The organism is Microcystis aeruginosa FD4, assembly GCF_009792235.1.
GTDB classification, from domain to species: domain Bacteria; phylum Cyanobacteriota; class Cyanobacteriia; order Cyanobacteriales; family Microcystaceae; genus Microcystis; species Microcystis viridis.
In genome coordinates this window covers 719,140-733,018 of record NZ_CP046973.1, presented here as the reverse complement: position 1 = coordinate 733,018, position 13,879 = coordinate 719,140, and the positions used below count along the sequence as shown (strand labels likewise).

16 protein-coding genes are annotated in these 13,879 nt (G+C 43.9%); 3 read left to right on the top strand and 13 right to left on the bottom strand.

Annotation, left to right across the window (positions count from 1 at the left end):
* Positions 1–176: 176 nt before the first annotated feature.
* Complete coding sequence (gene hemC / locus GQR42_RS03800) at positions 177–1,136, top strand: hydroxymethylbilane synthase (protein WP_158198962.1); 960 nt, start codon at positions 177–179, stop codon at positions 1,134–1,136.
* Between the two features lie 27 nt (positions 1,137–1,163).
* Here hemC and GQR42_RS03795 read toward each other — a convergent pair whose 3' ends face one another.
* The 11 genes from GQR42_RS03795 to GQR42_RS03745 all read right to left on the bottom strand — a co-directional run bounded on the left by GQR42_RS03795 (position 1,164) and on the right by GQR42_RS03745 (position 10,920).
* On the bottom strand, positions 1,164–2,042 hold the full coding sequence (locus tag GQR42_RS03795; protein ID WP_158198961.1) for a sulfite exporter TauE/SafE family protein: 879 nt from the start codon (positions 2,040–2,042) through the stop codon (positions 1,164–1,166).
* Positions 2,043–2,236: 194 nt separating this feature from the next.
* On the bottom strand, positions 2,237–2,782 hold the full coding sequence (locus tag GQR42_RS03790) for a rhodanese-like domain-containing protein (RefSeq protein WP_158198960.1): 546 nt from the start codon (positions 2,780–2,782) through the stop codon (positions 2,237–2,239).
* A 22-nt stretch (positions 2,783–2,804) separates the two neighbouring features.
* On the bottom strand, positions 2,805–3,506 hold the full coding sequence (locus GQR42_RS03785; RefSeq protein ID WP_158198959.1) for an MBL fold metallo-hydrolase: 702 nt from the start codon (positions 3,504–3,506) through the stop codon (positions 2,805–2,807).
* A gap of 309 nt (positions 3,507–3,815) precedes the next feature.
* Positions 3,816–4,127 carry a ferredoxin gene (locus GQR42_RS03780; protein ID WP_158198958.1) on the bottom strand — a complete coding sequence of 104 codons (312 nt, stop codon included), beginning with the start codon at positions 4,125–4,127 and terminating at the stop codon, positions 3,816–3,818.
* A 312-nt stretch (positions 4,128–4,439) separates the two neighbouring features.
* Positions 4,440–5,210, bottom strand: a complete 771-nt coding sequence (locus GQR42_RS03775; protein WP_158198957.1) for a peroxiredoxin-like family protein — start codon at positions 5,208–5,210, stop codon at positions 4,440–4,442.
* Positions 5,207–6,343, bottom strand: coding sequence for an anhydro-N-acetylmuramic acid kinase (locus tag GQR42_RS03770; protein ID WP_158198956.1), 1,137 nt, complete (start codon positions 6,341–6,343; stop codon positions 5,207–5,209). The genes GQR42_RS03775 and GQR42_RS03770 overlap by 4 nt, the downstream gene beginning before the upstream one ends.
* Before the next feature lie 33 nt (positions 6,344–6,376).
* Entirely contained in the window at positions 6,377–6,586 is a 210-nt protein-coding gene (gene thiS / locus GQR42_RS03765; protein WP_002751314.1) for a sulfur carrier protein ThiS, read from the bottom strand.
* Positions 6,587–6,658: 72 nt separating this feature from the next.
* Positions 6,659–6,844, bottom strand: a complete 186-nt coding sequence (locus tag GQR42_RS03760) for a hypothetical protein (RefSeq protein ID WP_158198955.1) — start codon at positions 6,842–6,844, stop codon at positions 6,659–6,661.
* A 53-nt stretch (positions 6,845–6,897) separates the two neighbouring features.
* On the bottom strand, positions 6,898–7,914 hold the full coding sequence (locus GQR42_RS03755; protein WP_158202372.1) for a thiamine phosphate synthase: 1,017 nt from the start codon (positions 7,912–7,914) through the stop codon (positions 6,898–6,900).
* Positions 7,915–9,068: 1,154 nt separating this feature from the next.
* On the bottom strand, positions 9,069–9,617 hold the full coding sequence (locus GQR42_RS03750) for an FkbM family methyltransferase (RefSeq protein ID WP_158198954.1): 549 nt from the start codon (positions 9,615–9,617) through the stop codon (positions 9,069–9,071).
* A gap of 109 nt (positions 9,618–9,726) precedes the next feature.
* A complete protein-coding gene (locus GQR42_RS03745) occupies positions 9,727–10,920 on the bottom strand; it encodes an NAD(P)/FAD-dependent oxidoreductase (RefSeq protein ID WP_158198953.1) in 1,194 nt (397 codons plus the stop codon).
* Between the two features lie 384 nt (positions 10,921–11,304).
* On the opposite strand from GQR42_RS03745, the gene GQR42_RS03740 reads away from it, so the two are divergent.
* On the top strand, positions 11,305–12,210 hold the full coding sequence (locus GQR42_RS03740; protein WP_158198952.1) for an Npun_R2821/Npun_R2822 family protein: 906 nt from the start codon (positions 11,305–11,307) through the stop codon (positions 12,208–12,210).
* A gap of 161 nt (positions 12,211–12,371) precedes the next feature.
* On the opposite strand, the gene GQR42_RS03735 is transcribed toward GQR42_RS03740, so the two are convergent.
* Positions 12,372–12,662: a DUF3288 family protein gene (locus GQR42_RS03735; RefSeq protein ID WP_002767861.1), complete on the bottom strand. Its 291-nt coding sequence runs from the start codon at positions 12,660–12,662 to the stop codon at positions 12,372–12,374.
* Between the two features lie 2 nt (positions 12,663–12,664).
* Positions 12,665–13,279, bottom strand: a complete 615-nt coding sequence (locus GQR42_RS03730; protein WP_158198951.1) for a hypothetical protein — start codon at positions 13,277–13,279, stop codon at positions 12,665–12,667.
* Positions 13,280–13,578: 299 nt separating this feature from the next.
* On the opposite strand from GQR42_RS03730, the gene GQR42_RS03725 reads away from it, so the two are divergent.
* A complete protein-coding gene (locus GQR42_RS03725) occupies positions 13,579–13,791 on the top strand; it encodes a hypothetical protein (RefSeq protein ID WP_158198950.1) in 213 nt (70 codons plus the stop codon).
* The last annotated feature ends 88 nt before the right edge of the window (positions 13,792–13,879 follow it).

Genomic DNA, 13,879 nt, shown 5'->3' with positions numbered 1-13,879 from the left:
AGATTCAGCAAACCTATGGCTATTTCCCGAAAACCCCATCACCCTATTTGTCTAAAAATATTAAGAGATGTAACTATTTACCCCCAACCCAGAAAGTGATTACTCAACAGGGGTGAGATCAGGATAGTCTAGATCGAGCAGTCAGATAGATGTTTAGTTAAATTCCTACTTCAGATATGTCCGTTTCTAGTCCTCCTCGTTCCCTGCGTATCGGTTCCCGTAAAAGTCAGTTAGCCCTAGTACAAACCTACTGGGTACAGGCAGAATTGAGTAAACACCACCCCCATCGACAGTTTGAGGTGGAGACGATGAGTACCCAAGGCGATAAAATTCTCGATGTGGCCCTGGCGAAAATCGGTGATAAGGGTTTATTTACCAAAGAATTAGAAGTGGGAATGTTGGATAGATCGATCGATCTTGCTGTCCATTCTCTCAAGGATCTGCCCACTAATTTACCCGAAGGCTTAATCTTGGGTTGCGTCACCGAAAGAGTTAATCCGGCCGATGCTTTGGTGGTAAATAGCCAAAATCAAGACTATCAATTAGATAATTTACCAGAAGGTTCAGTAATTGGGACTTCTTCTCTGCGTCGATTGGCCCAGTTGCGTCACCATTATCCCCATCTGACTTTCAAAGATGTGCGCGGCAATGTCAACACCCGTCTGGCAAAATTGGACGCGGGAGAATACGATGGGATTATTCTGGCAGTAGCGGGATTGGAAAGGTTAGGATTAGGCGATCGAGTTCATCAGGTTATCCCGGCAGCGATTTCTCTCCATGCGGTGGGACAGGGGGCTTTAGGGATAGAATGCCGCGATGCTGATCCGGAGGTCTTGGAAGTCCTAAAAGTGTTGGAACACGCCCCTAGTCGCGATAAATGCTATGCTGAACGGGCTTTTTTACGGGAGTTGGAGGGGGGCTGTCAAGTTCCCATCGGAGTGAATACGGCGATCGAGGATGGTATGCTAACTTTAACGGGGATGGTGGCTAGTCTCGACGGTAAGCGCCTGATTAAGGACTCGGTTAGCGGTGATCCTAGCCATGGGGAAGCTTTAGGACGAGATTTAGCCCATAAATTGCGCGACGCTGGTGCTGGAGAGATTTTAGCCGAGATTTTCGCTGAAGTGGGCCGATAATCAGTTATCAGTTATCAGTTATTAGTCTTAATTAACTTTGGTTCGGTTGATAGTCTTTTCCACCGGGATGAGAGAATTGCTTTTCGGAGTCAGGAAATTGTGCAGGATGTGACGATTTTGAATTAAAACTAAAGTTGCGATCGCTAAGAGAAAATAACCAAAACCTTTTTGTAACTGTTTTGCGGACACAAACTGTCCCAGATAGGAACCGATAAGAGTACCGAGGGCAGCCGCAAAAGCAAAAGATAGGGTTAACTGCCAATCGACGCTAATTTGACCTAAATAGCCCAGTAATCCCGCTACAGAATTGAGGGAAATAATCAGCAGGGAAGTAGCGATCGCTTGCACCATGGGGATTTTACCCAATAATACCAGCGCGGGAACGATAGCGAAGCCTCCCCCAACCCCAACTAATCCCGTCAGGACACCCACAGCAATTCCTTCGCTCATTAACCAGAGCCAGCAATATCGGCACACTGGTTGGGGGTAGAGAGTCAGATTTTTTGGCCGATCGCGGGCTTTATAATCAGGATTATCTATCTGTGTTGATCTACTAATCATAAAGGCTGCTGCTATTACCATTAGTGTTGCAAACAGGAGCATCTGGAAGGTGGCAGTGACGAAGGGTAATGTGGCTAATCTTGCTCCCCAAAAAGCCCCTACCATCGTCGCAGAACCGAAGATAAAAGCGATTTTTAAGTTAATGTTGCCTTTTTTCCAGTGGGGAATCGTGCCAAGTAAACTGACACTACCGATGACTAGAAGCGTCATAGCGATCGCCGATTTGGTCGGTACTCCCATCACATAGACTAGAATCGGTAATGCTAGTACAGAACCTCCTCCTCCTAGCAATCCCAGACTAATCCCCGTACAAACGGCTAATAAATGTCCAATTAACCAAGTCATTTCAGTTATCAGTTATCAGTTATCAGTTATCAGTTATCAGTTTCTGAAGGCAACAGGCCCCAAGTAAAGAATCTGGCAATTCTCCTACCTAAAAAGAAGGCTAGAAACTAAGTACATCTTTGGTTTTAGATTCTTCTCTTGTTATCAGTTATTTACTGGTTACTGGTTACTGATTACTGATGACTGATTACTGCTTACTGATGGGGTTGATTATAAGGAAGTTTAGCCAGAAGCATAGCTAAAGCACAGGTATTACTAATCCCCGCAAAAACTAGACCAGAACCGACAAAACCGCTTAAAATCAGGAACCAAGGCGAGAGAAAGGCTCCTAATACTGTTCCGAGGACAACTAAGGAACCAGCAACAATCTGCACCTGACGGAATAGACTAATTGGCGCATTTTGGTCTTTTTCGGTGGTATAACCCGCACTTTTCCAAGTATTTAAGCCGTTTTTTAACTGGGCAACTTGGCTAAATCCTGCCGCAATCAGTTTTTGTGCCGCTACAGTGGATCTGCTGCTGGAATTACAATAGAGAACTAGGGTTTGATTGGGGTCAAAAGCGATCGAATTAGGGTTAAAACTGGAAAGTGGTAATAATTTCGCCCCTGGAATGCGATCGCTGGCGTACTCCCCCGGTTCTCGCACGTCAATTAAGCACACTTCTCGGCGCTCAATTAAGTTTTTTAAAGTATGGGCATCAAATTCTTGTAATTTTGCTTGATTTGTGGTACCGGTCATCGTTAATCTCCTGAAGGGATATTTAAGCTAAAACAACTCCTAAATTGCCGCAGCCTTGGTTAGCGGGAACAGCTTCCATGATCTTTTTGGGATCGGGTAAATTAAGACTGTTCATAAACTCGATAAATTGTCTGCGGTTACGTCCGACAAAACGAGGATTGTATTGTTTTTCTTCGGCAATGGTGGAGACGCTTAACCCGCGATAGTCGTGGCCAGGATAAACTAGGGTACTATCGGGGAGAGTGAAAAGTTTTTGCGTGACTGAATCAAAGAGAGTGCCAGCATCGCCGCTTTGGAAGTCGGTACGACCACAACCCCGGATAAATAGGGCATCTCCTGTCAAAATATGACTGTTATTGACTAAATAGGCTAGATGACTATCGGTGTGGCCAGGAGTAGCGATCGCTTTGATGATGATATTTCCTAGCAATAATTCCTCTCCATCCGTCAGATGGCGATCAGCACAGGCTACTTGAGCATTTTCGGGAACTATACCCTGACAGCCTGTGATTTGCCTTAATTTTCCAGTTCCTGTGATGTGATCGGCGTGAACATGGGTTTCTAAACAATACTTTAGCGTTAATCCTAGCTCCTGTAATTGCTGATAATCCCTTTCCACCTGTTCCCGCACTGGATCCACCAATACCGCTTCCTTGCTGACGGGATCGGCAATCAAATAAGTATAAGTGCTGGTTTCAGGATCGAACATCTGACGGAATAGCATGATCTCTGACTCCCTTTGTATAACTTTATAACTATACTACCATATAATTATAGATTTGTAGGAAACCTCTGGCATGATTAATACTAAATCCGTTGAGTACAGGCTAGTTATGAGGAGAGGCACTCATGCAACAGGCAAGAGGCAAAAGGGGAAATAAATAATCAGTTTTTAATAACAGGATTTGGTATAATTTTTGGTCTGCATCTCACTGTTGAGTCAAGAGCCAATACAAATAAAGCGAGAACTGTCGCTCTTGCAGTTCCCGCTCTATTATTGTTGGAGTATCTAACCCCCAAATATTGAGTTAAATTAGTACAAATCTTCTTCTTTGTGGGTGGTGATCACACAGTCAGAAGTAGGATAGGCGACACAGGTGAGGACATAACCCGCTTCAATTTGATCGTCATCCAAGAAGGATTGATCGGATTGATCAACGCTACCAGATTCGAGTTTACCGGCGCAAGCAGAACAAGCACCAGCACGACAAGAAGAAGGTAGATCTAATCCTTTTTCTTCTGCTGCCTCGAGAATATATTCATCATTGGGAACATCAATTGTATGGTCGCCATCGGGTGTTTTCAGGGTGACTTTATAAGTGGTTGTCTCTGTTGTCTTTGCCATAGGTTGTTCCTCAGTCTCAAAATGCCTTCTCTCGCCGTTTAGACTGAACGGGTCGAATGAGTTTCCTTTTTGATACTACGGGAAAATTTACCCGGCTCAACTTACCATTAGTAATGACAGCCTTAAATAAACTTAAAATAATATTTACTTATCTCTTAGGTAAATAACCCCCGCTAGTTGTGGATGAATCGTCAAATAATTTCATCAATCTTTAGGTAATAAGTAGTTGGATAACATTAAAGTTTTTTAGCTATCAGCTAGAAAAGCTAAAAGTCAAGAGTTGGGAGTGGGTGAGATGGAGAAGAAAAAAGCTTAATCCTGCAAAAAAGCGAGAGGATAACTCATATTCTCAGCAAAACCCAAGATACCTCGATCGCGATGCTCATAGAGTAAATTTCCTTGATTATCAAATAAAAAAGTCCCTCCCCGTTGGGTGAGATAACTACTATCAGGAACATAGGTTGGCCAATTGCCCAAAACTTGACTCATATTACGCAGTCTCAGGGTGGCTAATTCAAAAGGTCGCTGAAAACCTTGACCCCCAGCAAGATTGAATAGGGAACCCCGGAAAGGTGGTAAAGGCCGCGCTTGAATTGTTTCCTCCTCGGCAATTAATTGGGGGGCTTTGCGATCGCCAAGATAACCCCGCAGCACTTCGGCCAGAGTCCCCGGACTACCCACACCCGCACACATCAAAATTAGATTTAACCAAGCATTTTGCCCGGGGGAAAATCTGGGTAATTTTAACGATAAACCGCGATACAGTCCCAATAAATTATGTAATTCGGCTTTGGGGTCAACAAAAAGCCAATCTTGCCGAAATTTCGTATATTCAGCGAATTTTAAACCTGAATTGCGATCGCCGATACCGATGGCCCGAATGGTGATCCCGGCATTTTGCCAAAGGGCTGCCTCTTTTTCTAACCACCAAGCGTATTCGAGACTGTCAAAATCCCCCAATTGCGGCCAAACAAGAATTAAAAGACGTTTATACTCGGCACAATCGCTTAAAATTGGCACTATTTGCCCATCGCTGACTCTTTGGCGTTGAATTGTTGAAAATATTTCATAGCTGCTGCTCATCGGTAAATTTCTCCTAATAAAACCTCCTCTTTTGCCCCCGTGACTTTCGGTAAATTACCGGGGAAATTGTGCCAGCGCCAATAGGCCAAGAGGGCAAAAGCGATCGCTTCTTTAAAATCGCTATTTAATCCTACCTGATCAGTGGTCAAAAGCTTGACATTTGACCCAAAATGTGCTAGGAGTCGTTGCCGCAGGTAGGCATTGCGAGCGCCACCACCGCAGAGCAGCACTTCCGCGGGCATTTCCGGCAAAAAGGTTTGATAGCTGTGGGCGATCGAAATGGCGGTTAAATCGGTTAAACTAGCCAACCAGTCGGCATCACTGAGGGAATAAGCTTGGGCATCCTCGCGCAATTGCGCTAGATAGGCGGGGCTAAATAACTCTCTGCCAGTGGATTTAGGTGGATATTGTTGAAAATAAGGCTCCTGTAGCCATTTATGAACTAATTCGGGGCAGGGTTGACCCTGGGCTGACCATTGACCGTTATGGTCGTAGGTTTGTTGGCCTTGGCTCAAAAATTGTACGGCCAAATCGATAAGGACGTTGCCGGGGCCAGTATCCCAACCGAAAATTTTTTGCTGCCAATTTTCCGTTTGTCGGGGGGGTAGATAGGTTAAATTGCCAATACCGCCGATATTTTGGACGCAGCGGGTTTTGGTGGGGTGAGAGAGCAGATAAGCGTCAATTTTCGGCACTAGGGGCGCGCCGTGACCAGCTTGGGCGATATCGGCAGCGCGAAAATTACTAATGGTGGGGATACGGGTAATTTTTGCGATCGCTGCTCCCCGTCCTAATTGTACCGTGTAACCGAGGCGATCGTTTGCGGGGGGTCGATGAAAAACGGTTTGACCGTGACTGCCGATTAATTGGGCTTTTGGGGCCTCTTTTTGGATATTTAAAGCGGCACGGGCGAATTCTGCGGCGATATCATCATCTAAGCTGGCTAAAGCTTCAATAGATAGCTTTTCTCCCCCACAGACTTGCAAAATTGTCTCTCGCAATCGGGGGGAATAGGGATAGGTTTCCCCTGCTAATAACTGCACCTGTGGGGACTCCACTGTACCGCTAATCTCCACTAAAGCAGTATCGATGCCATCCACCGATGTGCCACTGATTAAACCGATAACTAACAAGTTTTTTCCCTCAAGTGTCGATTGTTGATTATTTTATCCCCCTCCGACAATAGTAACAATTTCTAATTTATCCCCCTCCTTGATTTCCGTGTTTTCCCAATACTGACGATGGAGGATTTCTCCGTTATATTCCACTGCCACTAACCGAGGATTCATGCCCAAATTTTCTAACATTTGCGGTAGTTTAGTTGCGGGTAAACAGGTTTGAGTTTTGCCGTTGATTTGCAAGGTTATTTCTGACATGGATTTGGATATGAACAAATGAATTAATCGGAGGAGTCAGTATTCAGGAGACAGGAGTTGAGAGTTGGGGTTTTAGGGTTTTAGGGTTTTAGGGTTTTGGGGTATTAGTTGAAATTCCCCATTTCCCCATTTCCCCATTTCCCCATTCCCCCATTTCCCCATTTCCCCATTTCCCCATTCCCCCATTTCCCCATTTCCCCATTCCCCCATTTCCCCATTTCCCCATTTCCCCATTTCCCCATTTCCCCATTTCCCCATTTCCCCATTTCCCTACACCCTACACCCTACACCCTACACCCCACCCCCGTTCCCTACTTTAATTGGTTTAATAATTGTTGTGTCACCACATCGGGGTGCTGCGCTTCCATGATGGCCCGAACTACAGCCACCCGTTGCGCTCCTGCCTCTAAAACCTCTTTAATGTTACTACTATCAATACCACCGATCGCAAACCAGGGTAAAGGGCAATTTTCCCGCGCATAACGGACGTATTCCAATCCTGCGGGGGTTTTTCCCGCTTTGGTGGGGGTGGCATAAACTGGACCGACTCCCACATAATCGGCCTTTTCTTGGATTGCTTTGGCCATCTCTTGGGGATTAGTGGTGGACCGGCCGATAATTGCTCCAGGACCGAGAAATTGCCGCGCTAGGGAAATCGGTAGATCCTGTTGGCCGAGGTGAACACCATCAGCATGAATGGCCTGAGCAATATCGACGCGATCGTTCATAATAAACAAAGCATCGTAACGGTGGCATAACTCACACAGTTTAGCGGCCTCTTCTAAACGAATGGTATCAGCGGCGGTTTTATGGCGGTACTGAACCAATTTTAAACCTCCTTTTAGGGCTAATTCGACGATTTCTAGGAGATTTTCGGCAGGAGAAGTGACTAGATAGAGGGGAGATGCTTTCAGTTTTTCCAGAGGTGGAGAGATTAATAGTTTACTCTCTAGCTGATACACGCGATAGCGTAGCTGTTTACAGGCTATCCCTAGCTCTAGATCATAGAGTTTACCGTATTCTTCTAAAACCCTGAAAGCCTCCTGTACGCGAGCGAGATTTGCTTGCAGCAGTTCCTCGACAGTCTCCCGGATTTCTTCCCTCGGATGGCTTAAATCCCTGCCGATATCGCCCGCTGTGTCCCGATGTCGTTTAAGATCGATCGAGTGCCAACTAGCTAATTGATGGCGCATTTCTTTACATTCTTGGGCTAAATCGGGATTATCTAAGCCAAAACGACACCATTCTTCGATAATTCGCAGTCCTTCTCTAGCGCGGTCAAGGTTAGCATCGAGAATCCGTTTAATCGCCGTGGTTTCTAGTTTCATTTGCGTGGAGTTATTATAGCCATCAGCCAATTTGAATCCCCCTCAATCCCCCTTGGAAAAGGCAACTTTCAGGGTTTTCCCCCCTTTTTAAGGGGGGCAAGGCAGGGTGATTTCATAAAAAAAGAGAAGGAGTAAACTACAGAGTGTAAGTAAAGAGGCTACTGTAGAAAATGCTCCTTCTAGAACAATTAAAGCAAATACCAGACCATCGTGGCAACCGGGGCAAAAACCCACATTCCGCACCCTCAACTGTCACATAAGCTGTCCCCCGCCAGAGACTTGAGTAAAAATACTTAGCTGGTGAGTTTCTCGGTGGCCGCTAGGGGGTCTTGAGACCCCTATTAGGACTTGCTGAATAAATGTGAAATGTAGGCAAGGTAAGGGTTTTGTGGCTTTACGAGCGAAACAGGTGCAAGATTTTGAGAGAATCGTGCTTCAAAACCTTGCGTCTTCATCGGCCCGCGTCCTGTAGGGGCGAAGCATTCGGGCAATAACCTATCGGTGAAACCATAGATTTTCTATCCGAATGCTTCGCCCGTACTTTTTGCTGCAAACCCTAATTAGGGTCTGCAGCAAAAAGTTTCTCGTGGGGGTAGGGTGTGGGGTGTAGGGTGTAGGGTGTAGGGTTTTCCCCATTTTCATCTGGTAAATTAGCTAATTTTCAGGGAAAAAGTCCAGGAATTTTCCCCCCGCTCCCTCCTAGCTAAGGCCCTTTTTGATTTCCCAAAAGTCTAAAAGTCTTACCCAACAAGGTTTTTAGATTTATTCAGCAAACCCTAATTATAGCGGTATTCGCTTGAGTGAGATACAGACCATCGTCTTGCCTAGACTGACTTATAGCTTGTTGCAGTATACCTCATTCGACTGCATACCGCTATAGGATAAATCGTATAGACCATTAAAACGAAAGCCTTTTTAATACAATTTGTCGTAAATTTTTGTAAAAAATGTATGGCGAAAATCGGAGGGACGAAATCCAACTTCTGAAAGAATCATGGCAATTTTTCTCTCTTCTAGAAAATTGGTTGCTCCAGCTAAAACCTGTAGCTCATAACCCTCTGGGCTCTTCTCGACTTTGTGTGATAATTTTTGCTTATGGAATCGTGAAATGCTTATCGGGCAACACTTTTAGGACTATTTTGTCGAAGAAACTATCAGTATAGACCTCGTTTCCACACAGAAACCAGAAGATCCCCCTCTGTATCCATTTTTAGCAGGTCTATCCTATCTATCCCCTGATCTCGACAAAAATTATCTAAGCTATCAATTGTAATTGTTTCTGTTTTGTCGGTTGATTGGCCTTGATTCTCGTCTATGGGCCGGTTTAAGGCATCGGTGAGGGAGTTTTGTTGAGAATTAGAGTTTAAGATAATTGTTTTTTCTGAAGGTTGCTCGCCTAACGCGATCGGAAAACAGCGAATTCGCTGATTATCAGCAAATTTTTGAGATAATTGGGCAAAAGTTTCCTTGATTGGCTCGAAACAAAGAATATCAGCTTGAGGAAATTTTTGATGAAAGTAACTACCTGTTTGTCCAATATTAGCACCGACATCAAAAATAATCCTTGGTTGCTGGTGATGACAAATTCTTTCTATATCTGAGGCCAGCTCCCAACCAGCAGGGAAGGAATCGGGGGAAACTTTCTTGTAAGTCTGAAGACTCAATTCATGAATCAAATTTTTCAGCTGGCTTTTAATGCTCATAATTGTTTTGTAAATTAGGAGGGTAATTGATACAGCCAATATAGCAATCAGAGTGACAAGTAACTAGAGTAAAAAAAGCCACTTTAATTCTCCCCCATCCCTGCAACTGCTACTCAGAGATGAGGGATAGAAGCGGTTGGGCAATCCAGTTGAATGCTACGGCGATTTGATGGTTAAGGGTGGGCAGACGGTAGAGATAGACTAAGCGACGGGTAAGATGGGCAAGGGGACCTGCTAATTCTAGTCCCAAACCGCTAATAGTAGCTTCATCGACTCCGAGGGTCAACATTTCGCCTAAAGGTTGATAACGGAAGGGTAAAGCCGGTTTATTGTGGAAACTCGCCCAAATATTCCAAGCGCAGTAGTCGGACTGTTGAAGGGCCACTTGGGCCGTGGCAGCGTATGGTTTATCCTCTTGGTCGCGACTATCGGCCGCATCGCCGATCGCGTAGATACTGGGGTTTTCGACAGTTTGTAAATATTGATTAACTTTTAGTAATTTGCGCTCATTATGTGCTAGGGGCAAATTAGCGATCAGTGGAGAGGCGATCGGGCTAACGGTCCAGAGTATTAGATCAACGGGGATATTGTCTATCTGTCCCTTGTAGTCAAGGGAGAGGCGATCAGCTTGGATGTCGGCGACGGTGGTTTCTAGGTCTAACCAAACTAGACGTTTTTCTAGGGCTTTTTTGGCGGTGTCGCGGTTAAATTGAGGAGAAAGGGCGAGAATATCGGGGTTTCTTTCGATCAGACGAATTCTTCCTCTTTCTCCGAGGCGATCGGCCAGCTTACAGGCTAATTCTACGCCGCTATAACCGCCCCCGATAATGGCAACCCGAATTTTATCGCGCTCGGATTGTTCTAGGGTTTTGAGTCGATCCCGAAGACGATAGGCATCCTCTAGACTCCGAAAGGGGATAGCGTCGGTTCTGGCCCCGGGTAGGAAGTCAAGGGAGGATTGACCACCGAGGGCGATGACGAGACGGTCATAGCATATATCGTTTTGATTGTCAAGGGTTATTTTATGATTATTAACATCGATCGCCGTGACGGTTCCCTGTTGGAATTCAACGGGGGTATTGGCGAGTAATTCGCTGAAAGGGGGAGCAATTTCCCAGGATTGCAGTTCTGAGGTGACTAATTCGTAGAGAAGTGGAGAAAATAAAAAGCGATCGCTTTTATCAATTAAGGTAATTTGGGGGGGGTATTGATCCTGCCAAGGCAATTGACTCAAACGTAAAGCAGTATAGAGTCCACCAAAACCACCACCGAGAATACAAATTTTTGGGCTTGAGTCAGTCATATCGATCGCTGAGGGTTTTGTTTCTTATTTTGACACTCCCTGCCGTAAAATGGACGAGGATTCTTGGTTCAATGACTCAAGTTGTCTGGACAGTTGTTATAGAACCGAAGAATAGCAGTCCCAGTCCGTTCCTACGCCTGCATCTCGCATTTGCAGAAATACCGACAATCAGCAATTATCAGTGACTCTTAAATTATTACAAATATATCAGCCTGCTCCCCGCTTGCTGCTCCGCAGCTCCGGCGCTCCCCACTCTCCTATAACTTTTAAACAAGATTTAGGCTGACGGCTAACGGCTAAAAAGGTTGATACCCCAAAAAAATCTCTAGTCCTTGTTCCTGGAAGTAATTATAATTATTGCTAACTCTTACCCCAAAAATATTTATGAAGCGAGGAATTTACATTACCGCTAACGATCGAGTTATCGATCAGGCGATCGCATTAATGAATAGTATTCGCTTGTACGATCCCGATTCTCCCGTGATCTTGATTCCCTACGACAATAATTATCAAAAAATTGCCGATTTATTGTCCGCAAAATACGGGGTTATTCTCTATCCCGAACTGCAATTAGTGGAAGAATTGGCACAAAAAATCTATGATATTTTTGGAGAAAAATTCTTTGCTCGTCCCAATCAATTTCGCAAGCAGGTGTGTTGGTTTGGAGAACTAGATCAATTTCTTTATATCGATACCGATATCGTGGTTTTTGAAAAAATAATAGATAATCTAAATTTCCTCGATACCTACGATTTTCTCTGCTGTGATTACCAACACAAAAAAGGGATTGCTGATGTCTTTAATTCGATTGTTGTAGAACAAGGAATTTTCACAGAAAATGATCTAACTGGGATGTTTAACGGTGGTTTTTGGGCTAGTAAAAAGAATCTGTTCTCAGAACAGGAATTATATAGTGCTTTTCAAGAATGTGCCGCTCATCCAGAATATTTTGATTTTTCTCAAAAAACCTCCGATCAACCGATTATTAATTATACCATTCTCAAACGAGTTCCCAATCGATTTAATATTGTCCGCGCTCCGGGTTGTCAAGCGGGAAATTGGGGGGGAAGTTCTCATTTTCAACGTCAGGGGAATATCTTAATCGATCCGAGATTAAATCAGCCCTTAAAATATTTACATTGGGCAGGAATTCGCATTGAACCGGGATGTCCTTACTGGGATATCTGGAAATATTATCGTTATCTAGATGATCCTAATCCCCCCGCAGATCCGCCAGCAAGTAAACCCAAAAATCCTTTGCAGAGATTATTAGATAAAATCAAATTATAGGTTTGATTTTTGGTGCATCTCCTATTTGTGACTTTTTCTCACCTATAGGTGAGCAGCAGCAGTTATTAAAAGAGGGCGAAGGCAATTCGCCCCTACAATAATATTATTTTCTGAGATAAGGTGAAAGGGAACAAGTGTTTTTTTCAACCCTATAGCTTAATTTAACTCCAATCCTGTTGCTCCTCGGTTTGGCGAATTTGATACACTTGTCCATGACTGTGCAGTTGTCGAGTTTTTGCCCATAAACTGGCTTCATCTAACTGCCATTTTTCTAGGATTAAATCTAAATCTCTTTGGATTTCTCTTGCTCCCGGAAAGTTTTGATAACGTATGCGTAAACGAGCGCATTCAGCTAAGTTTAAATCATTAGGTTCTGATTGCAGTAGCTGATCAACAATCGGGCGATCGAGTCTTTCCTGTGGATGTTGTTGTTCTTGATTTTTACTAGCCATAATTAATCGAACCAACCGATATCGGAATCCGTTAACTCTGTCGGGGTAGGATTGGGGGCAATATAACGGGCTAAAGTGGCCATTTCAAAGTTATAAAGACTGGGTTTCTTAGGCAATAGTTTGGTAATTGCTGACGGTTCAGGGGTGGGGGTGGGACTATTTTCTAGGGTTTTAATTTGATTATATAATTTTTCAATTAACTGTTTTTTCTCAGTCAGTTCTGTTTCTGTCTTGCTTAATTGACTCGATAGTTTTTCAATTAACTGTTTTTTCTCGGTTAATTCCGTCTGGGATTGACTTAATTGACTCGATAATTGTGCCAGCAAAGTAGTTTTTTCCGAGAGGACAGATTCTAACTGCTCGGTCTGTTGTTGTAACTGCTGTAAACTGACAGAGAGTTCCAGATGTTCTTTAAGTTCTTCTTCCAGAGAAATAACTGTTTCTTGGAGAGTTTGCTGATTTTTCTCGGTTTTTTCTAATTCTGCCGTCAAGTCGTTAATTTTTGCCTGTAGGGTGGCGTTAGTTTCCTTAGAACGTTTGGGAGAAGGAGAGGGTTGGGATTCTACCTCTTTATTAGCTTCTGTACGGATGAGATCGTTTAAATTACCTTTGGTCATAAGCTCTGCAAATAGGATATTACGATAGAATCGGATAGTGTCAAGAAATCTCTTGGTTTAGGCAATCGATAATTATTCGCCCGATATACAAGCTTGATTACGCCGGGGAATTGTTCCATAGGTTTTATTGTATAGCTTTAGGTCGATCGATCCCTGTCCATTTAAGCAATGAGAACAAATACCTAAATCTCAGTTTCGCCAGTAAGATTCTAAATTTTTCTGTAGTTAATAATACAGAATAGTAAATTTGTGTCAGACTGAAGGTAGAAGTTGATCGCACCTGTGGTAAGGATAAATTTATGAATATTGAAGAAAAAGCACGTCTTAATTTAACCCAAGAACGACAAGCAGAGGGAATGCTCGAAGAAAAAGTCTTAACTCGTACAGAGGAGCTTTTGGGGGAAGGGGAGGCAGGAACTGCGAAAGCGCGGGTTTTATTAACTGAAAATCGTCAAGAAGAAGGAAAACTCCAAGATAAAATTTTAGAACGTTCGATCGAAGCTATGCAATAGCCTTGAGGAGATTGGTGAAGACTGGGAATATCCACATAAGTATAGATGAATATCTGTAGAGACGTGGTTTGCCGCGTCTCTATTTCAA